The organism is Streptomyces sp. MS191, assembly GCF_008042125.1.
Classification (GTDB): domain Bacteria; phylum Actinomycetota; class Actinomycetes; order Streptomycetales; family Streptomycetaceae; genus Streptomyces.
Genome location: NZ_RDBI01000065.1, coordinates 87,815 through 108,217, shown reverse-complemented (window position 1 = coordinate 108,217; position 20,403 = coordinate 87,815). Strand labels below are relative to the sequence as shown.

Below are 20,403 nucleotides of genomic sequence, written 5' to 3'. Positions count from 1 at the left end.
GGGCCTCCGCGGGGCCGTTTATCACATCGTCGAGGCGCCTTGTTCCCGACGGTATTCCTCGCCTACGGTCACCTCCATTCGGATGGAACGCCGAATCCTGCCACCATCCGCAATTCCCACTATTCACCGCCGGCAGGAGCGGGGGACCCAAGTATTCGCCGGTCCGGATTCCGGAACGGCTAGGGGTGAAGTCGCACATGTGCGGCCGGGCATCTCCAGCCCGAACCCGACAGCTCACCCCGCAGGCTCCGGAGAGGAATCCGTCATGCCTGCAAACGGTAAGCACCGACGCCCGAAGCGCCGTCCGCTCGCCCGCGGTATCGCCCTCGCGAGCACGGGTGGAGCCGCACTGGCCCTCCCCCTCGTCGCCTCCGCGACCGCCCACGCCGCCCCGCGCACGGCGCCCGAGATCACGCCGGCCATTGCCACGGCGAATGCGGCAGCAAATGTGTCGCAGAAGATCACGGAATCGCTGCCCGCGGCACCGGCCGCAGCCCCCAAGACCTACACCGTCGTGCCGGGTGATTCCCTTTCGATGATCGCTTACGAGCAGGGCGTCCGGGGCGGCTGGAAGGTTCTCTACCGCGCCAACCACTCCGCGGTCGGTGACAATCCGTCACTCATTCACCCGGGCCTCAAGCTGACGCTGCACCGCAATTCCGCGGCGCCGCAGCCCAAGTCCCCCGCGCCCGCGCAGAAGTCGAAGGCCGCCAAGCCGGCGAAGTCCTCGTCCGCCGACCGGGCCAGCCGCTCCCAGCAGCGCACCGCCCCCGCGCCGCAGGCCCGGCAGACGCAGCAGGCGGCTCCGGCCGCCGCCCCCGCGGCCGTGAAGAGCTACACGAACGACCTCGACGGCTGGATCCGGGAGTCCCTGGACGTCATGGCCCAGCACGGCATCCCCGGCTCCTACGAGGGCATCCACCGCAACATCATGCGCGAGTCCTCCGGCAACCCGCAGGCCATCAACAACTGGGACTCCAACGCCGTCGCCGGCACCCCCTCGAAGGGCCTGCTCCAGGTCATCGAGCCGACCTTCCTGGCCTACCACGTGCCCGGCACGTCCATGGACATGTACGACCCGGTCGCCAACATCACGGCCGCGTGCAACTACGCCGCCGACAAGTACGGCTCCATCGACAACGTCTTCGGCGCCTACTGACGGGGCCACGGCGCCTCCTGACGGGCGCGCCGGCCCATACGACGGGGAAGGCCCCGACCGCTCGGGGGTCGGGGCCTTCCTCGCGTTCCGGGCCCGCCGTCGGGGCCTTCGGCGCGGGCCGCCTACAGCACGCCCCGCCGCCACTCCCGGACGAGCAGGTGACCGAGGTACAGCCCGCCGATGGCCATCGTGTAGATGCCCACGGGCAGGTTGTCGAGGTACGGCATCTGCTGGGCGGCGAGATCGGCGAGGACCAGCAGCAGGGCTCCCACCAGCATCGACAGGGCCAGTTGGGGGCCGGACCCGCGCGACAGCCGCTTGGCGATCTGGGGGGCGGTCAGGGAGATGAAGGCGATCGGCCCGGCCACGCTCACGGCGGCGGCGGACAGCACGATCGCCAGGGTGACCGCCGCGGTCTTGGTCCGCCCGGGACGGCCGCCCAGCGCGGCGGCGGTGTCGTCGCCCATCTCGCCGATGCCGATGTCCCTCGAGAGCAGGACGGCGAGCGGAAGCACCACGGCCAGCACGAGCCAGATCGTCGTCGCGTCGTCCCACGAACGGGCGGACAGGCTGCCGTTGACGTAGGCGCTCAGGACCGTGGCCTTGTCCCGTTCCACCGCGTACACGACGTACTGGATGACGGCGACGGCCATGGCGGAGACACCGATGCCGGCGACGACGAGGCGCACCGGGTTGCGGAAGCCCGTCCCGGTCGACACGTAGACGAGCACCATGGCCAGGACGGCACCGAGGAGCGCGCCGACCGGGACCGGTACGACGTCCGGGAGGAGCAGGGCGACGACGGCCGCGCCGGCTCCGGCCCCCGCGCCCAGCCCGATGACGTCCGGGCTGCCGAGCGGGTTGCGGGTGACCGACTGGAACAGCGCGCCGGACAGGCCGAACGCGGCGCCGGTGCCGATGCCGACGACCAGACGCGGTCCGCGCAGCCGGTTCAGGACGAAGGCGTTCTTGCCCTCCGCCCCTCCCAGCAGGGCCGTGGGGAGGTCGGCCAGCCGGATGCCGAGGCGTCCCAGGGTGAGGGTGGCCACCGCTCCGGCGACGATCAGCAGGAGCAGGCCGACGGCCAGGACGACGGTGGAGGTGCGGATCGGCAGGGACACCGAGCCGCCGATCCTGACCACGTGCCGGCGCGGCGCCGTCCTGACGGGTGCGGGCGCCGGGGCCTGACGGGCGCTCATGCGCTTCCTCTCATCCTGCGGACCGCCAGCAGCAGCGCGGGCGCCCCGATGAACGCGGTGATGACACCGACCATGACCTCCTGCGGCCGCAGCAGCACACGTCCGACGACGTCGGCGGAGAGCAGCAGCGCGGGACCGACGAGGGCGGAGAAGAGGATCTGCAGACGGAAGTCGACGCCGACGAGGGCCCGTACGAGGTGGGGTACGGCGAGGCCGACGAAGGCGATGGGACCGACGGCCGCGGTGGCCGCCGCGCTGAGCAGGGTCGCCGCGAGCAGCCCGGCCGCCTTGACCCGTGCCGGGCGGGCACCGAGCGAAGTCGCCGTGTCGTCGCCCAGTGCCGTCACGTTGAGACCCGGGGCGATCACGAGGGCGACGAGCAGGCCGACGGCCGCGAACGGCAGGACCGACCAGAAGACGTCGAAGTCCCGGCCGCCGAGGGCTCCGACGACCCAGTAGCGGTAGCTGTCGAAGACGCGCGGCAGGCTCAGGGTGACGGCCTGGATGAAGGCGGCGAGGACGGCGGAGAGGACGGCTCCGGCCAGCACGAGGCGGGCCGGGCCGGCGCTGGTGCCGGCGGATCCGATGACGTGGACGACGAGTCCGGCCAGCAGGGCGCCGGGCAGGGCCCACCACAGGGTGGCGGACTGGCCCGTCACGCCGAGGAAGGCGGTCGCGGCGACGATGCTCGCCGAGGCGCCCGCGTTGATGCCGAGGAGTCCGGGCTCGGCCAGCGGGTTGCGGGTGACGCCCTGCATGAGGGTGCCGGCGACCGCCAGGCACACGCCTGCGAGCACGCCGATCGCGGTCCGGGGGTAGCGGCTTTGGACGACGGTGGTCAGGTAGGCGTCGCCATGGCCCCTGAGGACGTCCATGACGGAGCCGAACGAGGTGGTCTTGCTGCCGAACATCACGCTCGCGAGCATCGCGAGCGCGAGGACGGCGAGACAGACCGTCAGAGACAACGCCAGCCGGGCGGCACCGGCACGCGAGGTGCTGGTACCGCCCGGCTCGACGAGCGTGGAGGAAGCCATGCGAAGGGAACCGTGCTTACTTCCCGGCCTTGGCGACGGCCTTGTCGATCAGGGGCAGGTAGCGCTCGATGCTCCACGGCACGGTCAGCGGGTTGATCATCGAGGAGGCCGTGACGAACGGGGTGTCGTGGCTGTAGACGATCGCGCCCTTCTTCACCGCGGGGATGGCCCCGTACAGCGGCTGGGCCTCGATCTCCTTCCGCGACTTCTCGTCCATGTAGAACGTGAAGGCCACGGCGCTGCCGGAGAGCTTGTTGGCGTTCTCCAGGCCGATGAGGGCGGAGTCGGTGCCGTCGGTCTCCTTGAAGCCGTTCACGACCGGGTCGACCTTGAGGCCGAGGGACGTGAGCATCTCGACGCGCTGCTCCTTCGGCTTGAAGACGCCGAGGGTGCCGGGGCCGGTGTTGTAGATGTACGAGAACGTCACGTTCTTGTAGTTCGGCCGGGTCGCGGCGGCGTCGGCCAGCTGCTTACGGATCTTGGCCGTCAGCTGCTTGCCCTCCTCGGGCTCACCGAGGGCCTGGGCGACGATGTCGATCTGCTGGTCCCAGTCGGTGCTCCACGCCTTGTCCGGGTAGGCCACGGTCGGCGCGATGTCCTTCAGGACGTCGTACTGCTCCTTGGTGACGCCGGACCAGGGCGCGAGGATCACGTCGGGCTCGAGCTCGGTGATGGCCTCGATGTCGAGCTCCTCCATGCCCTTGAACTGCTTGGGGAGCTTGCCGCCGGACTTGGTGACGGCCTCGTGGATCCACGGCAGGTAGCCGGTCTTGTCGCTGCCCCAGGGGTAGCTCTCGATGCCGACGGGGGTGTGGCCGAGGGCGATGGCGGTCTCGGCGGAGCCCTGCCCGAGGGTGACGACGCGCTTGGGCTGCTTGGTGATGGTCGCCTCGCCGAGCGCGCTCTTGATGGTCACCGGGAAGGCGGCGCCGGCGGCCTTCGCCTCGCCGGAGCCGGCGGCGTCCTTCTTCTCGCCCGCGCCGCAGCCCCCGACGAGGAGGGCGAGCGTGGCGGCGGCGGCCGTGGCGACGACTGCGCGACGGCGTGTGCGGGTCACTGCGAGGGTCATGGACGATCCTTCTCTGCGGGCAGTCGGCATGCGGAGGGGGACCCACGCGCACGGAACGCGCGCAGGCCTGATCCCGGCTCCGGAAGCCGATAAGTACTTAGGCAAAGCTAAGTTAGGTTTCCCTTATCTCCAAATCAAGGGTTTCACGCGTCCGATCCTTCGTCATCGCAGGTCGGCCCGTGTCGACGTGACGGAAGGATCACCTCCGTATGGACGTCGGGTTCAGCAGTCGAGCCGCAACGGCGGTCGCCAGACCTGCCCGTCACCGGGAGTGCCGAGGGCCGGCCGGTACCGGAGGGGTACGAGATGGGTGCCCGCGGCCGCCTCGTTGCGGGTGCCGAGCCAGAGGTCGATGATCTGCCAGGGCCGGCCGTCCAGGACGCTCACCGTCCGCGGCTGCCCTCCGCAGCTGTTGCCGTTGAAGATGCGGCGCCCGTACACGGGCGCGCCCCAGCCGACGTTCCCCGGCGCGCTCCAGCCCGAGTAGAGGGAGGGGGAGGTGGCGTAGCCGATCGGGGTGCCGGTGCAGTAGCCGCAGCCCTGGTCGGAGTAGGTCAGGACGTACGTGCGGTGCACGGGGTCCCAGAATCCGCCCGGTCCCTCGACGTGCGAGAGGCCGGCGACCTTCGCGACGCCGACACCCGGTTCGCCGCCGCTCCCCCACTCGTCGAGCTGCTGGAGCGAGAGGGCCGCGGTGCCCGGCCGGGTGCAGACGAGCGCCGGCCGGCCGCCGGGTTCGCCCGACTCGATGAAGCCGAAGTCGCCGTTGCCCCGGCAGATGTCGAGCGCCGGCTTCCGGTACCAGCCGGACGGCGAACCGGTGGTGGGTCCGCAGGGTCCGAGGGGGCCGTCGCACCCCATCGCGTTGTAGGCGTGCGGCGCGCCCAGGTTGTACTGGCGCGGCGCGTTGAACCACAGGACGAAGGCGCCGTCGTCCTTGCCCCAGCCGGACCGCCGGAGCATCCTCGGGTTGAAGCAGCCCTGCCCCGTTCCGCCGCAGGTGTCCTGCCAGGTCTGACGGGTGGACGGATCGTCCGAGCCGGGATCGAAGAGCAGGCGGGGCGCGGACCACGGCCCCTCGAGCGACCGCGCCGTCGCCACGCCGAAGCCGCACCAGGGGGTCCGGGCCACGAACCACTCGTAGCCGCAGCCGTACATCGTGCCGTACATGAAGTACGTGCCGTCGTAGCGGGCGATCACGGCATCGTGCAGGTCCAGCCCTCGTACGGTCAGCGCGCGTGGCGTCCACCTGGTGTCGGGCACCGGTTCGGCGCCCCGCGCCACCGGCCCGCCGGCCAGCATCGCGCACACCGCCAGCACCAGGGCGATGAGGGAATTCCTGACCCCCACGCACACCCCCTTCCCTCCGTGTCGGGCAACAGGCCTCCATGGAACCCCACCAAGTAGCTGAAAATACTTACATTTCATCCGCATTCGCCCGTCCGGTCCGCCCGACGGGTCGTCAGCCTCGCCCGCACTGCTCCTTCCGGGCGCCGACCACATGCCATTGGTGCGGATGAGGACCAATCGCCCTGCTCGCCGGTCCCCGACCTGGCGAGGCGTCAACATGCGGCACAGGACCCCGAGCGTCGCGTGCACAGAGACTGCCCCGGAAGTTAACCGAAGGATTACTGCACGGCCGTATACCTTTGGAGCGGCGTCCCTCATCCTGTCCACGGCGTGCCGCAGGGGCATGCCGAGACGCGAGAGGCGGGGCATGACTCCCATCAGTCGCAGGGGATTCGTAGGGATAGGGGCGGGGCTCGTGGCCGGAGCGGCCCTGCCGCCCGGCGCCGCGGCGGCGACGTCGGCCGCCGCCCGATCCGCCGCCGGTGACATCACCGACGTCCGCCACGTGGTGGTCCTCATGCAGGAGAACCGCAGCTTCGACCACTACTTCGGCAGGCTGCGCGGGGTCCGCGGCTTCGGCGACCGCGCCGCGGGCAACATCCCGGGCGGCTGGGGCACCTTCAACCAGCCCAACTGGGGCGGCCGGCAGTACCCCTGGAAGTTCAGCTCCACCCCGCCGGCCGGTGGGGTGGACGGCGAGACCCTGGCCCAGTGCAACGGCGATCTGCCGCACAGCTGGACCTCGCAGCACGCGGCCTGGAACAAGGGCCGGATGGACAACTGGGTCACCGGCGTCGGCAACACCCGCACCCTCGGCCACCTCGACCGCGGCGACATCCCCTACCACTACGCGCTCGCCGACCACTACACGGTCTGCGACGCGTACTTCTGCTCGGCGCTCAGTGCCACCGGCCCCAACCGGACGTTCCTGTGGAGCGGCAGGATCGACGCCTCCAGCAAGGACGGCGGCGACGAGTCAGGACTCACCTGGGAGACGTACGCCGAGGCGCTGCAGCGCGCCGGGGTGAGCTGGAAGGTCTACCAGAACGCGCAGGACAACTACGGCGACAACGGGCTCGCCTACTTCAAGCGCTTCACCGACGCCCGGCCGGGCGACCCGCTGTACGACCGCGGCATGGGCTCGGTCCCCAGGGTCACCGGGTCGACGCCCGACGACATCGCCGCCGCGATCCGCGCCGACGTCCTCGGCGGCACGCTCCCGCAGGTCTCCTGGGTGGTCGCCAGCGAGGCCTTCTCCGAGCACCCGTACGCCCCGCCCGGCGACGGCGCGCACTTCGTGGACCTCGTCCACCGCGCCCTCGCCGCCGACCCCGAGGTCTTCGACTCCACCGTCCTGTTCCTCAACTACGACGAGAACGACGGCTTCTTCGACCACGTGCCGCCGCCCGTGGCACCGCCCGGAACCCCGGGCGAGTACATCGACGGCGTGCCGATCGGCCTGGGCTTCCGGGTGCCCATGATCGTCATGTCGCCCTGGACGCGCGGCGGCTGGGTCAGCTCCGAGGTCTTCGACCACACCTCCGTGCTGCGCTTCATGGAGACGTGGACCGCGGCCATCGGCAAGCCCGCCGGCTGCCCGAACATCAGCGCCTGGCGCCGCAAGGTCACCGGGGACCTGACCGGGGTCTTCGACTTCGCCCGCCCCGTCTACGGGATGCCCGCCGGGCTGCCGTCGACCGCGAAGGTGATCGGCCAGGCCACCTGCGGACCGCTGCCCAACCCGGTGCCGCAGGACAACGCCCTGCCCGCCCAGGAGCCCGGCAACCGCCCGGCGCGCGCCCTGCCGTACCAGGTCAACGGCAACCTGGACCGGTTCGAGTTCGGCGCGGCCGGCAAGATCCTGGCCTGGTTCTCGATGACGAACCAGGGCTCCCCGGCCACCCGGGCGGCCCACTTCACGATCCATCCGCACCAGTACCGCGACACGGCCGCCTGGCAGTACACCGTCGACCCCGGCGCCTCCGCCACCGACTACTTCAACATCGGCACGGGCTCGGGCTCGGGGAAGTACGACATCTCGATGATGGGCCCCAACCGCTTCCTGCGCCGCTTCACCGGCGACGCCACCAAGGCCGGGAAGGCCATCGAGGTCGCGGCCCGGTTCGCGACCGAGCCCGGCACCGGGAAGGCGGCCGTCTACTTCCGGATGACCAACGCCTCCGCGGGTCCCGTCACCTTCACGATCCGCTCCAACGCCTACCGCACGGACGGTCCGTGGACCTACACGGTCGCCGCGAACTCCGCGCGGGAGGACTGGTTCAACGCGGTGGCCTACCAGGAGGGCTGGTACGACTTCACGATCCTCGCCGACGTCGACGGCACCTGGTCGCGCCGCTACACCGGCCACATCGAGACCGGCGGGCCGAGCGTCACCGGCGCGTAGCGGCGGCCCCGCGCGGCGGCTCCCCGACGTGCCGGGGAGCGGCCGCGGGTGCGCGGGCGGCGGCGTTCCCGGACGGCCCCGGCCGGAGCCCCTGCGTCAGAGCCAGCCGTTGCGGCGGAAGCTCCGGTGCAGCACGAAACAGGCGACGGCCATCACGCCCACCGTCAGGGGGTAGCCGTAGGTCCAGCGCAGTTCGGGCATGTTCTCGAAGTTCATCCCGTAGACCCCGCACACCATGGTGGGGACGGCGATGATCGCCGCCCAGGCCGTGATCTTGCGCATGTCCTCGTTCTGCGCGACCGTCACCTGCGCGAGGTGGGCCTGGAGGATCGAGTCGAGGAGCGCGTCGTAGGACGTGATCTGCTCCGTGATCCGGGACAGGTGGTCGGCGATGTCACGGAAGTAGGGCTGCATGTCCGGGCCGACCAGCGGCAGCGGCTGGGCGGCCAGGGCCTTCAGCGGCCGGTCCAGGGGGGTCACCGCGCGCTTGAGTTCGAGGAGTTCGCGCTTGAGCTGGTAGACGCGGCCGGCGTCGCCGCGGGACGACTGCTCGCTGAAGACGGCGGTCTCGACGGCGTCGATGTCGTTCTGCACGGCGTCGGTCACGGCGAGGTAGTCGTCCACCACGTGATCGGCGATGGCGTGCAGCACCGCCGCGGGCCCCATGGCCAGCTGGTCGGGGGCCGCCTCCAGCGCCTCCCGCACGGGGCCGAGGGAACCGTGTCTGCCGTGCCGGACGGTGATGACGAAGTCGGGCCCGGTGAAGACCATCAGCTCGCCGGTGTCCACGACCTCGCTGGTCGCGGTCAGCTCCTCGTGCTCGACGTAGCGCACGGTCTTGAAGACGGCGAAGAGGGTCCCGTCGTACCGCTCCAGCTTCGGCCGCTGGTGGGCGTGGACGGCGTCCTCGACGGCCAGCGGGTGCAGGCCGAAGAGTTCGGCGAGCCCGGCGAACTCCTCCGCCGAGGGCTCGTGCAGGCCGATCCAGACGAACCCGTCGCCGGACTTGCGGACCCGTCGCACCGCCTCGGCCGCGGGGCACGCGCCCTTCTGGCGGGCACCGTCCTCGTACACCACGCAGTTGACGACCGAGCTGCCCAGCGGCGAGCGCGCGGGGTGGCTCAGGTCGACGGTCCGGCGGTAGGCGCGGCGGACGGTGCGCCGGAGGTTGCTGATTATCGGCACGGTGGGCTCCTCGGAACGATCGGCGGCCAGTGTGCCATCCGTCCGCGGACACGGGACGCCGAGTGTCCCTTCGGCCCTGCCCACGGGAACGGACGTCATGCCTGCGAGGCGCCGCCGGGCTCCGGCGGATCGGTCGCGACGAGCTCGACCTCGAATCCGTCGTCGTTCTCCAGGTAGGCGGCGTAGGTCTGCTCCCCGCCGGCGTGCGGATGGCGGTCGGGGTACATCAGGGTCCAGCCGTGCCCCAGGACGTCACCCACGAGCCGGTCCAGGGCGTCGCGGCCCTCGACGTGGAAGGCGAGGTGGTTCAGTCCCGGGCGGAGCCGGTCGTGGTGCCCGGCGGTGAGCGCCGGGGACCGCTCGACGACCAGGTACGTCGCTCCCAGACGCCAGCTGCGGCCGGCGGCCCAGCACTGGAACGGGGTGTACCCCAGGGCCTCCAGGAGGGCGCCGAAGGAGACGACGGCGCGGTCGAGGTCGGCCACCCAGATCTCGACGTGGTGCAGGGTGCCGGTGGTGGGGCGTGGCCTGCGGTCCTCGCCCCGGGGTGTCGTGGTCACGGGCCGGACGCTACCAAGCGGCGACCCGTACGGCGGCGGGCCGCGCGGCGCGCCCGGTGGGCCCCGGCGCGCCGCCGGTCCGTGTCGCCCGCCCGCCGGCCGGTGCGCGGCAGGGCGGCCGGCCCCGGCCCCCGTGCGGGGTGGCGGGGCCGGCCTCCCCCGGGTCAGGTCCGGTCGTCCCGGGTGTCCTCGCCGGCCAGGAGCGCGTCGGCGCCGATCAGGGCCGTGGAGCCCGGTGCCGTACAGGCGAAGGCACCGGCCACCGCGCCCAGCCGGGCGCACTCCCGTACGTCGCGGCCGGCGAGCCGTCCGTACAGGAAGGCGGTGACGTACGCGTCACCCGCCCCGTTGGTGTCCACCGCCGGCATCGGCAGCGGGGCCGCCGGGATGTGGTGCGGGGTGGGGCCGCCGTCCCGGGTGAGGAGGTACGAGCCCTCCGCACCCGCCGTGGCCACCACGGTGTCGGCGCGGCCCTCGCGGAGGATCTCCCGCATGAGGGCGGGCGTGTCCTCCCCCGCACCCGCCGCGCTCAGGAAGACGAGGTCCGAGCGGAGCGCGAAGTCCCGGTGGTGGTCGGCGCGTCCGTCCCAGTCGTGCAGATCGGTGGAGACGGGGACGCCGACGTCCGCGATGTCGTCGTAGAGGTGGCGGGAGAAGTCCGTGATGGACAGGTGGACGTGGCGCGTGCGGCGCAGCCGCGGGAGGTAGACCTCCGGCGGCATCCGCAGACCGGCGGGATCCCGGGAGTCGAAGAAGGACATCCGGCGGCCGGTCGCGTCCACCAGGTTCACCGCGCGCCGGGTCCCCGCGGGCGAGACCAGCGCGACGAACTCCACGTCCCCCTTCGCCATGCGTTCGCGCACCAGGCCGCCGATCCAGTCGTCCCCGATCCAGTCGAGCAGGGCCACCCTGAGTCCGAGGGCGCGGGCGCCGAGGGCGACGTTGCCACCGGTGTGGCCGGGCCACTCCTCGATCGGGCCGACGTGGACCGAGTCCGCGAGCGGGACCGGAAGCGCGTCGACCCGCACGATGGTGTCCACCCCGCTTCCGCCGACCACCAAGACGTCGTAATCCGTGTGCTGTTGGGTCACCACTCCACCTCTCCGGTCCCGCCGGTGCCAGTATGGCGCGACCGTCTCACCGGCACCCGGCCCCGCGCGTTCCCGGAAGAAGATCCCTTGTGCAGTGATAATCCCGTTATGAGTGAAGAGTCGTCAGTCGTCGTCGGTGTGGACGGGTCCGAGCACAGTCTCCGGGCCCTCGGCTGGGCCCTGAGCGCCGCCCAGGGGATCGGCGCGCCCCTGCTCGTCGCGCACGTACGGTCCGACGCGCTCCAGGTCGGCTCCGCCCGGATCGCCTCGTTGGGCGGGACACCCGAGATCCCGGACGCCGTCGCCGACGGTGTGCGGGCCTGGGTCGAGCGCCACGGGGCGGGGGTGCCCGTGCGGTACCTCTCCCTGGACGGCACCGTGACCGACGCGCTGCTGCCGCTCTGCCGCGACGCCCGGCTGCTGGTGATCGGCTCGCGCGGGCACGGCGGCTTCGCGACCCTGCTGCTGGGCTCGACCAGCCGCGCGCTCGCGTCGAGCGCCGCGTGCCCGGTCGTCGTCGTGCCGCACGAGGCCCGCACGGTGTCGCTGGAGAGCGGTGCGGGCGCCGGCCGGGTGCTGCTCGGGCTGCACACGGAGGAGACCGCGGACGACGTGATCGACTTCGCCTTCCGGGCCGCGGCGCAGCGCGGCGTGGCCCTGCAGGCCGTGACCGCCTTCCGCCTGCCGGCCTCCCCGGCGATGCTGGTCGGACCGCCGGCCCCGGCTCTCCAGATGCCGCCGCAGATGGCGATGTCGGAGGCCACGGAGCTGGTGGCGGAGACGGAGCGCCGGCAGGCCGAGCGGCTGCGGCCGTGCGCCGAGCGGTACCCGGACGTCGAGGTGGTGGTCGACGTGGTGCCGGCCGACGCGGCCGGCCGGCTGGTCGACGAGTCCCGCAGCGCGGGGCTCGTCGTCGTCGGCCGGCACCGCCACCGGCCGCGGATGGAGTCGCTGCTCATGGGCTCCGTCACCCACGCGGTGCTGCACCACGCCCACTGCCCGGTCGCCGTGGTGCCCGCCACCGCCCCGCACTGAGCGGCCGGCGCCTGCCGTACGCGCGGGCCGGGGCCGGCGGGGAAGGGGCCCGTGCGGATCGGCGGGTGGGGCCGGGCGCGCGTGGTCCGCGCCTTCCCCCACGTTCTTGCGCTTCGGCGTGACCGCCGGGCAGCTGGGCCGGCAGTAGATCCCCGTCGTCTCGACGGCGAAGAAGAACGCGCCGTCGAACCGCGCGTCCCGGCTGCTGACCGCCTCGTACCTGGTGTCCTCGTCCATCACAGGTCCAGTGTGCGCGCCCACCCGGCGGGCGCGCACACTGGACCTGTGATGGACGAGGACACCAGGTACGAGGCGGTCAGCAGCCGGGACGCGCGGTTCGACGGCGCGTTCTTCTTCGCCGTCGAGACGACGGGGATCTACTGCCGGCCCAGCTGCCCGGCGGTCACGCCGAAGCGCAAGAACGTCACGTTCTTCCCGACGGCCGCCGCCGCGCAGGGACACGGCTTCCGGGCGTGCCGGCGGTGCCGGCCCGACGCCGTGCCCGGGTCCGCCGAGTGGAACGTCCGCGCCGACGTCGTGGGACGCGCCATGCGGATGATCGGCGACGGCGTCGTCGACCGCGAAGGCGTCCCCGGACTCGCCGGCCGGCTCGGATACAGCGCCCGGCAGGTCCAGCGCCAGCTCACCGCCGAACTCGGCGCCGGCCCCGTCGCCCTCGCCCGGGCGCAGCGTGCGCACACCGCCCGCCTCCTGCTCCAGACCACGGGCCTGCCGGTCACCGAGATCGCCTTCGCGTCCGGCTTCGCGAGCGTGCGCCAGTTCAACGACACGATCCGCCGCATCTACGCCCGCACCCCCTCCGACCTGCGCACCGAGTCGGGCACCGGCGCCGGACCGCGCACCGCGCTCGCCGCCGGGGTGCCGCTGCGGCTCGCGTACCGGGGCCCGTACGCCGCCCGCGAGGTGTTCGACCTGCTCGCCGCCGAGGCCCTTCCCCAGGTCGAGGAGGTGCTCGGCGAGACCGGCGCCCGCACCTACCGGCGCACCCTGCGCCTGCCGTACGGCACGGGCATCGTGTCCGTCGACGAGCGCCGGAGCGGACCCTGGCTGGAGGCCCGGATCCACCTCACGGACCTGCGCGACCTGACCACCGCCGTCCAGCGGCTGCGCCGGCTCCTCGACCTGGACGCCGACCCCTACGCGGTCGCCGAACGCCTCGGCGCCGACCCGGACCTCGCCGAGCGGGTCGCCGCCCGTCCCGGAGTCCGCTCGCCGGGCGCGGCCGATCCCGAGGAGTTCGCGCTGCGGACCCTCCTCGGCCCGGCGGAGGCCGCGCTGCTGGCGCGGACGCACGGCACCGCGCTGGACGCGGCCTGTGGCAGCCTCACCCACCTGTTCCCGGCCCCGGCGGCCCTCGTCGCGCACCCCGTGGCCGGTCCCCTGGCCGCCGCGCTCGCCGACGGGACCGTACGCCTCGACCCCGGTGCGGACCGGGACGAGGCCGAACGGGCGCTGCTGGCCGTCCACGGCGTGAGCGCCGCCGTCGCGGGCCTCGTCCGGATGCGGGCGCTGGGCGACCCGGACGTGTCCCCCGAGGGCGGTCCGGACACCGCGGCATGGCGGCCCTGGCGCTCGTACGCCCTGCGGTACCTGCACGCGGTGCCGGCGCCCGATCCGGCACAATCGCGGTCATGATCACGACCGACCCGCTGGGACCCGAGGACCGCGACGCCTGGGAGCGGCTCTTCCGCGCGTACATCGACTTCTACGGCCGCACCGAACCCGACGCGATGTACGAGCGGGCCTGGCGGGAGTTCCAGGACGGCAGCCGGCTGCACGCCCTGGCCGCCAGGCTCGACGGACGGGTCGTCGGCCTGACCCACTTCTTCGTGCACCCCAGTACCTCGGGCCCGGACGTCTGCTACCTCCAGGACCTGTTCACCGAGCCCGAGGCGCGTGGCCGGGGCGTGGCCCGGGCCCTCATCGCCGCCGTCACCGACTGGGCCCGGACGCAGGGCTGCGGCCGCGTCTACTGGAACACCCAGGCGTCCAACACCACCGCACGGCGCCTGTACGACCGGGTCGCCCGCGACACCGGCTTCGTCAAGTACCAGATCGATCTTCCGTAGGGGCCGTCAGACCCCAGCTGTGGACCCGTAGCGGGTGGATCCGGATGACCTCCTCGCTGAAGTGGGGGCCGAGCTCGTGCGGCCCGACCAGCAGTTCGGCCTCGCCCCGGATCTCCACCCCGCGCACCCGCCACGGCCGGACGCTCGCCAGGTCGTCGACCACCAGGGCGACCTGCGGGTTCCCCTGGAGGTTGCGCCACTTCTTCGACCTGCCCATGGCCATGCCCCCGACGAGCACCGTGCCGTCCTCCTGCGGGAAGAACCCGACGGGGTTGGCCTGCGGCCGGCCCTGGCCGTCGACGGTGGCCATCCGGCCGAGACGCTGGGTGCCGAGATAGGCGCGCTCCGCGTCGGTGAATCCCTCGAAATCCCTCATGGGGCAAGCGTCCCGCGCGGACCCGGCCGCGGCATCGGCGTCCGGACCGATTCCGGCCCAGGACGGTGGTCCTAGGTCCCGTCGTCGAAGGAGCGCCGGTGGGCCGGCGGGGCAGGCGCCGTGGAGCGCCGGTGGCTCGCGGGGTCCGGCCCGGGGTCAGCCCCAGAGGACGGCGCCCGCCCAGGCGCCGACGATCAGCAGGCAGGCGAACAGCTCCACGAGCACGCTGGTACCCACCGCGCGCATCACCGTCCGGGTGGAGGCCCTGGCCTGACCGTGGCCGCCGAGGCGGAGGCGTTCGCAGAGGTAGATGCCCCCGACGAAGCCGGGGATCGCGCCGATCACGGGGATCAGCACGAAGCCGAACAGCGCCCCCAGTCCGGCGTACGTGACCATCCGGCGGGTGATGCCCAGTCCGCGGATCCGGCGCGGGGGCAGCTGCCATACGACCACCTGGGTGAGCAGCAGCAGGGCGGTCGAGGAGACCAGCAGGATCCAGGCGAGTCCGGTCCGCTCGTGCAGCGCCCACCAGAGCATCGCGGCCCACACGAGCCACGGCCCCGGCACGCCGGGAGCGAGGACCCCGAACAGGCCGAGCAGCATGACCATCGCGACCAGCAACAGCTGCCACACACCCATCTGCCCAGCGTGCCGGACCGGCGGCGTCCTCGCAGGTCGCGGGGCCCGCCGGGGTATGCCGTCGTCCCCGGCCCGCGACCGGCCCCCGCAGCCCGGCGAGGCCACCGCCCGGAGCCCGCCGAGGCCGCCGACCGGGCGGCGTCCTACGTCCGGGCCACCCAGCCCTTCTCGTACGCGTGCCAGCCCAGCTGGAGCCGCGTCGTCACCCCCGTCAGTTCCATCAGGCCCTTCACCCGGCGCTGGACCGTGCGCAGGCCCAGGTCCAGCTGCTTGGCCACGCTGGCGTCCGTCATGCCCGCGAGCAGCAGGGACAGGACCTCCAGGTCCGTCGCGTCCGGGCCCGGGACCTCCGACTCCGCCACGTGCGCGCCCGCGCCCAGCCGCAGGGGCAGCGCCTCGCGCCAGACGGACTCGAAGAGCCCCATCAGGGACTCCAGGAGCCCGCTCGCGTGGACCACCAGCGCCGCCGGCTCGGCCCCGCGGCCGGTCAGCGGCACCATCGCCAGGGTCCGGTCGGCGACCACCAGCTTGGTGGGCACCCGGTCGACGACCCGGATCAGCTCCTCGCGGCCGAGCGCCGCCGACAGCTCGACGATGCCCGACGGCAGTGTCAGGACCTCCCGCTCGACGACCACCCGGTAGGCCACGCCCCGCTCCGCCGCCAGCTCCTCGGCGTCGTTCTCCATCCCGCTCACGGCGATCGGCTTCCCGGTCACCAGCGCGCAGACCTCCTCGGTCGCGCCCAGCTGGAGCTGGAGGAAGCGGTGGGTCACCGCGCTCGCTCCGGTCACCACCTCGACGAGGTCGTGGACGGCCGGTTCGCTCGCCTCCGCCCGGTACTCCTCGGCGAGCAGCGCCGCCGCCAGCTCCGCCTGTTCCAGCTCGTGCCGCTGCTGCGTCAGGAGCGCGCCCAGCGCGACCCCCGGCGGAGCGGCGACCCACCTGCCGGTGCGCGCCGAGGACTGCGCGGCCAGGCCCTGGGCCTCCAGTCTTCGCAGCGCCCGCTCGGTGTCCGACTCCGGCAGCGCCAGCCGGTGTGCCAGGTCCGTGACCTCGGCCGCGCCCAGCGCGACCAGCGCGCGGTACGCGGACTCCTGCCGTTCGTCGAGGCCTATCGCTCCGAGCATCGCTGTCCCCACCCCTCGCCGGACGTCCCGGACGTCACAGGACATCTCCGGACGCATTGGTTCCGTTTGTGCCTGGCGGGAATCGGCCACGGCGCATTCCCGCCGCGCCCATCATCCCTGCACCACCCTCACCTCTGCCAATGTGGCGCCACCGCAGCACCAACAGCCTCCGCGCACGGCGCTTTTGCCCGCCTCGTGCCGGATTCAGATGGGGAGAGCGATGCGTCCGATTTCGCGTACGGCCCTGGGGGCGGCGACCGCCGCCGTCCTGGCCGTCACCGCGGTCGCGCCGTCCGTGGCCGCCGCGCCGCAGGACGACCCGGCCGCAGGCCGGCCGCTGGTGGGTGGCGAGGCCGCCGCCCGTACCGGCGGGCGACCCGCCACGGTCACCCTGGTGACCGGCGACCGGGTGCTGGTCACGCGGGACGACGCCGGCAACCCGGCCGCCGCGGCACTGCCGCGCGAGGACGGGACCGTGCCCTTCGTCCAGACCCGGCGCTCGGGCCCGGACCTGTACGTCTACCCCGAGGCCGCGACCGCCGCCCTCGCCGCGGGCCGCGTCGACCAGGAGCTCTTCAACGTCACCGGCCTGATCCGGCAGGGCTACGACGACGCCGGCAGCGCGACCCTGCCGCTCATCGCCGTCTACGGCTCCGACCTCGCCCGGTCCGTGCCCGCCGCCCCGCGCGGCGCCACCCGTGGCCAGGTCCTGAAGTCGGTCGGCGGCGTCGCCCTGCGCGCCGACAAGAAGCAGGCCACCGCCTTCTGGGCGGACGTCGCCGGCACCCTCGCCGGGCGCTCCGCCGCCGGACCGAGCAAGCTCTGGCTCGACCGCAAGGTCGAGGCGGCCCTGGAGCGCTCGACGAAGCAGGTCCACGCCCCCGAGGCCTGGGCCGCCGGCTTCGACGGCAAGGGCACCAGGATCGCCGTCCTCGACACCGGCGCCGACGCCGAACACCCCGACCTCAAGGGCCGGATCGTCGCGGCGGAGAACTTCACCGACTCCGCGGACGCCGGCGACCACCAGGGCCACGGCACCCACACCCTCTCCACCGCCGGCGGCTCGGGCGCCGCGAGCGACGGGAGGAAGAAGGGCGTCGCCCCCGGCGCGGACCTCCTCAACGGCAAGGTCCTCAACGACTCCGGCTCCGGCGCCGCCTCGTGGATCATCGCCGGCATGGAGTGGGCCGTCGCCCAGGGCGCCGACGTCGTCTCCATGAGCCTCGGCAGCCCCGAACCGACCGACTGCACCGACCCGATGAGCGCCGCCGCCCAGGAACTCGCGCAGAGCGCGGGCACGCTGTTCGTCGTCGCGGCCGGCAACACCGGCCCCACCCTGAACACCGTCTCCTCGCCCGGCTGCGTCCCCGACGTGCTGACCGTCGGTGCCACCGACCGCGACGACTCCACGGCGTACTTCTCCAGCCGCGGCCCGACGACCGTCCACCACACCCTGAAGCCGGAGATCGCCGCCCCCGGTGTCGCGATATCCGCGGCCGCGGCGGGCGGCCGGGGCGTCTACGCCTACCGCTCCATGTCCGGTACGTCGATGGCCACCCCGCACGTCGCGGGCGCCGCCGCGATCGTCAAGCAGCGCCACCCCGACTGGACCGCCCGGCAGATCAAGGCCGCGCTCGTCTCCTCGGCCGAGAGCGCCGTCCCCGGTGACGTCCGGGAGGTCGGCGGCGGCCGGCTCGACGTCGAGGCCGCCGTCGAGCAGACGGTCCTGGGTGCCGGCGCCGTCCAGGGCGGCAGCTTCGCCTGGCCGCAGCACAGGAGCGACCGGACCACGGTCCCGGTCCCGTACACCAACGTCTCCGACCGCCCGGTCACCCTCACGCTCGCCGTGGAGAAGGTCACCGGCAACGACGGCTCGCGCGTCACCGGCTCGGTCGCCCGGCTCGGGCGGCGCACCGTCACCGTTCCGGCCGGCGCCACCGTCGAGGTCCCCCTGGACCTCGATCCGGCCGCCCGCCTGGAGCGCGCCCAGTACGGCGACGTCACCGGCCGGATCGTGGCCACCGCCCCCGGCGGCGTCCACGTCTCGACCCCGTTCTCGCTGTACGTCGAGCCCGAGACCGTCACCCTGCGGGTCAAGCTGATCGACCGCCAGGGCAGGCCGGCCGACGGCGCGTCCTCGCTCGACGTCATCGGCACCGACGACGCGAGCGGTGAGCGCCGCTTCAACGAGGGCGCCACCGACCAGGTCTTCCGGGTCCGCCCGGGCAGCTACTTCCTGTCCTCCTTCGTCACCACGCCCGACGCGGGCGAGGGCGCCACGCTGAACGACTCGCTCAGCTACCTGGCCCGCCCTCAGCTGGAGCTGAGGAAGGACACCACCGTCGTCCTCGACGCCCGACGGGCGCACCGGCTGTCGGTGCAGACCGACAAGCCCGGTGAGTCCCGCGGCGCCACTCTGGCTTTCTCCCGCTCCTGGGACGACACCTGGCTGCACGCCGGAACGGCCGGCGGCCCCCGGACCATCCGCGGTTACTACGCCTCGGTCGAAGGGCGCGCGGACGAGGGCGCGTTCGAGTTCGGCAGCTACTGGCGCTCGGCCGCCCCGCTGATCTCCGAGCTCAGGACGGACGACGGCACGGTCCTGCACCCGGTCACCGCCTCCACCGGCTCCGACAACCTCGACGGCACCGGCTCCGCCCGGCTGGTCGACGCGGGCGCCGGCACCCCCGACGAGCTGAAGGCCGCGGACGTGCGGGGCCGGATCGCCCTGGTCCGCATCCCGGACACCGCCACGAGCGTGCTCACCGTCGCCCGCAACGCCAAGGCGGCCGGAGCCGTGGCGGTCCTCGCCCACCGCGCCTCAACGGGCCGCTGGTACCCGACCGGTGGCTTCACCGGAGCCGGCCTGCCGGCCCTCGCCGTGAGCTCCGCGGAAGGCGCGGCGCTGCTCGCCCGGCTGACCGCAGGGGAGGTCACGCTGTCCTGGAAGGCCACGGCGAAGAGCCCCTACCTCTACAACCTGGCGTTCCACGAGACCGGTTCGATCCGCGAGGACAAGAACTACCGGGTCCACGACGGGCAGTTGGGCCGCACCGAGTCCACCTACGGCTCCATGGGCGTCGCCACCGACTTCGTGGACAGTCCGGCGGCCTACCGGCCCGACGGCACCGGAGTGTTCTTCGCCGCGCTGGAGACCGTGCCCGCGCCCGGCACGCGCACGGAGTTCTACTCCGCCGGGGACACCCGGTGGGAGCAGGTGCTGTCCTCCAGCTTCCCGTTCGGCGAGTTCATGATGGGCGCGAGGCACGCCTACCGGGCGGGGGAGAAGCGCACCGAGCGCTGGTACGACGGTGTCGTCGCCCCGACCGCGCCGCTGGACGCGGCGGGCCTGCCGGTCCTCGTCGCCGAGCGGCAGGGCAACCTCATCGGCTTCGCCGACGCCCTGTGGGGCGACGGCGGTCACTATGCCCAGGCCGGCTCGTTCGGTGACGTCGGCAGCCTCCGGCTGAGCAAGGACGGGGCGGAACTCGGCTCCTCCAGCTGGCCGTTCGGGGTCTTCGAAGTCCCGTCCGAAGAAGGCGCGTACACTCTCGAACAGAACACCGCTAAGTTCGGCAGCAAGGTGTGGGAGCGCTCCACCTCCGTCAACTCGGTCTGGAAATTCACCTCCAAGCTCGATGAGACGGTCTACTCTCAGGGCATTCCGATTCTCTTCCCCCGGTACGACCTGCCGGAGGACGGACTCAAGACCCTTGCCGCCGAAGACGGCCAGCGGATCGGTCTGACCGTGACGGGTCACGCGGGCTACCAGCCCGGCGCACTCACCTCGGCCGGACTCGCCTACTCGTACGACGGCGGTACGACCTGGACGCAGGCAGAGGTGTCGCAGCAGGGCGGTCGGTGGACCGCGACCGTGAACCACGCGGGCGCGGCCGGCAAGCCGGTCACCCTGAAAGCCGAACTGACGGACGCCCACGGCAACTCCGTCACCCAGACCGTGGTCCGCGCTTACGACGTGCGCTGATCACGCCGGTCCGCCGGGCGTCCTTCCCGTGGGGGGTGGGGTCGCTCGGCGGACCACCCTTTTTCGTGCCTCTTCCCGCGCATTTCCGGATGTCCCGTTT

At 73.0% G+C, this 20,403-nt stretch carries 16 protein-coding genes, 1 pseudogene and 1 riboswitch; of the genes and pseudogenes, 6 read left to right on the top strand and 11 right to left on the bottom strand.

Annotation, left to right across the window (positions count from 1 at the left end; translation table 11 throughout):
• The first annotated feature begins 78 nt into the window (after positions 1–78).
• Positions 79–261: riboswitch (cyclic di-AMP (ydaO/yuaA leader) on the top strand.
• 4 nt (positions 262–265) lie between these two features.
• On the top strand, positions 266–1,159 hold the full coding sequence (locus EAO71_RS27390; RefSeq protein WP_147980496.1) for a LysM peptidoglycan-binding domain-containing protein: 894 nt from the start codon (positions 266–268) through the stop codon (positions 1,157–1,159).
• Between the two features lie 122 nt (positions 1,160–1,281).
• Here EAO71_RS27390 and EAO71_RS27385 read toward each other — a convergent pair whose 3' ends face one another.
• The 4 genes from EAO71_RS27385 to EAO71_RS27370 form a co-directional block, all read right to left on the bottom strand.
• Positions 1,282–2,358 (bottom strand): FecCD family ABC transporter permease, encoded by a 1,077-nt coding sequence (locus EAO71_RS27385; protein ID WP_147980495.1) that lies wholly within the window; start codon positions 2,356–2,358, stop codon positions 1,282–1,284.
• Positions 2,355–3,392: a FecCD family ABC transporter permease gene (locus tag EAO71_RS27380; protein WP_147980494.1), complete on the bottom strand. Its 1,038-nt coding sequence runs from the start codon at positions 3,390–3,392 to the stop codon at positions 2,355–2,357. The genes EAO71_RS27385 and EAO71_RS27380 overlap by 4 nt, the downstream gene beginning before the upstream one ends.
• Positions 3,393–3,408: 16 nt before the next feature.
• Complete coding sequence (locus tag EAO71_RS27375; protein WP_147980493.1) at positions 3,409–4,461, bottom strand: iron-siderophore ABC transporter substrate-binding protein; 1,053 nt, start codon at positions 4,459–4,461, stop codon at positions 3,409–3,411.
• 222 nt (positions 4,462–4,683) lie between these two features.
• A complete protein-coding gene (locus tag EAO71_RS27370) occupies positions 4,684–5,811 on the bottom strand; it encodes a glycoside hydrolase family protein (RefSeq protein WP_147980492.1) in 1,128 nt (375 codons plus the stop codon).
• A 367-nt stretch (positions 5,812–6,178) separates the two neighbouring features.
• Between EAO71_RS27370 and EAO71_RS27365 the strand changes: the two genes are divergently transcribed.
• Positions 6,179–8,215 carry a phosphocholine-specific phospholipase C gene (locus EAO71_RS27365; RefSeq protein ID WP_147980491.1) on the top strand — a complete coding sequence of 679 codons (2,037 nt, stop codon included), beginning with the start codon at positions 6,179–6,181 and terminating at the stop codon, positions 8,213–8,215.
• Between the two features lie 96 nt (positions 8,216–8,311).
• On the opposite strand, the gene corA is transcribed toward EAO71_RS27365, so the two are convergent.
• The 3 genes from corA to EAO71_RS27350 all read right to left on the bottom strand — a co-directional run bounded on the left by corA (position 8,312) and on the right by EAO71_RS27350 (position 11,051).
• Positions 8,312–9,400 carry a magnesium/cobalt transporter CorA gene (corA, locus tag EAO71_RS27360; RefSeq protein WP_187282853.1) on the bottom strand — a complete coding sequence of 363 codons (1,089 nt, stop codon included), beginning with the start codon at positions 9,398–9,400 and terminating at the stop codon, positions 8,312–8,314.
• A gap of 95 nt (positions 9,401–9,495) precedes the next feature.
• Positions 9,496–9,960, bottom strand: a complete 465-nt coding sequence (locus tag EAO71_RS27355; RefSeq protein ID WP_147980490.1) for a VOC family protein — start codon at positions 9,958–9,960, stop codon at positions 9,496–9,498.
• A 164-nt stretch (positions 9,961–10,124) separates the two neighbouring features.
• Positions 10,125–11,051 carry a carbohydrate kinase family protein gene (locus EAO71_RS27350; protein WP_261992380.1) on the bottom strand — a complete coding sequence of 309 codons (927 nt, stop codon included), beginning with the start codon at positions 11,049–11,051 and terminating at the stop codon, positions 10,125–10,127.
• Between the two features lie 108 nt (positions 11,052–11,159).
• On the opposite strand from EAO71_RS27350, the gene EAO71_RS27345 reads away from it, so the two are divergent.
• A complete protein-coding gene (locus tag EAO71_RS27345) occupies positions 11,160–12,086 on the top strand; it encodes a universal stress protein (protein WP_147980489.1) in 927 nt (308 codons plus the stop codon).
• Positions 12,087–12,185: 99 nt separating this feature from the next.
• Here EAO71_RS27345 and EAO71_RS27340 read toward each other — a convergent pair.
• Positions 12,186–12,323 (bottom strand): annotated as a pseudogene (locus EAO71_RS27340) (Ada metal-binding domain-containing protein); the annotation flags it as partial.
• A 51-nt stretch (positions 12,324–12,374) separates the two neighbouring features.
• Here EAO71_RS27340 and EAO71_RS27335 point away from each other — a divergent pair.
• Positions 12,375–13,742: a bifunctional transcriptional activator/DNA repair enzyme AdaA gene (locus EAO71_RS27335; protein ID WP_147980488.1), complete on the top strand. Its 1,368-nt coding sequence runs from the start codon at positions 12,375–12,377 to the stop codon at positions 13,740–13,742.
• Complete coding sequence (locus EAO71_RS27330; protein ID WP_147980487.1) at positions 13,739–14,176, top strand: GNAT family N-acetyltransferase; 438 nt, start codon at positions 13,739–13,741, stop codon at positions 14,174–14,176. The genes EAO71_RS27335 and EAO71_RS27330 overlap by 4 nt, the downstream gene beginning before the upstream one ends.
• Here the strand turns inward: EAO71_RS27330 and EAO71_RS27325 are convergent.
• From EAO71_RS27325 to EAO71_RS27315, 3 genes are all read right to left on the bottom strand, one after another.
• On the bottom strand, positions 14,151–14,552 hold the full coding sequence (locus EAO71_RS27325; protein WP_147980486.1) for a PPOX class F420-dependent oxidoreductase: 402 nt from the start codon (positions 14,550–14,552) through the stop codon (positions 14,151–14,153). The genes EAO71_RS27330 and EAO71_RS27325 overlap by 26 nt on opposite strands.
• Before the next feature lie 156 nt (positions 14,553–14,708).
• Complete coding sequence (locus EAO71_RS27320; protein ID WP_147980485.1) at positions 14,709–15,191, bottom strand: DUF456 domain-containing protein; 483 nt, start codon at positions 15,189–15,191, stop codon at positions 14,709–14,711.
• Positions 15,192–15,334: 143 nt separating this feature from the next.
• Entirely contained in the window at positions 15,335–16,318 is a 984-nt protein-coding gene (locus EAO71_RS27315; protein WP_147980484.1) for a helix-turn-helix transcriptional regulator, read from the bottom strand.
• 220 nt (positions 16,319–16,538) lie between these two features.
• Between EAO71_RS27315 and EAO71_RS27310 the strand changes: the two genes are divergently transcribed.
• Positions 16,539–20,303: a S8 family serine peptidase gene (locus EAO71_RS27310; protein WP_147980483.1), complete on the top strand. Its 3,765-nt coding sequence runs from the start codon at positions 16,539–16,541 to the stop codon at positions 20,301–20,303.
• Positions 20,304–20,403 lie beyond the last annotated feature (100 nt).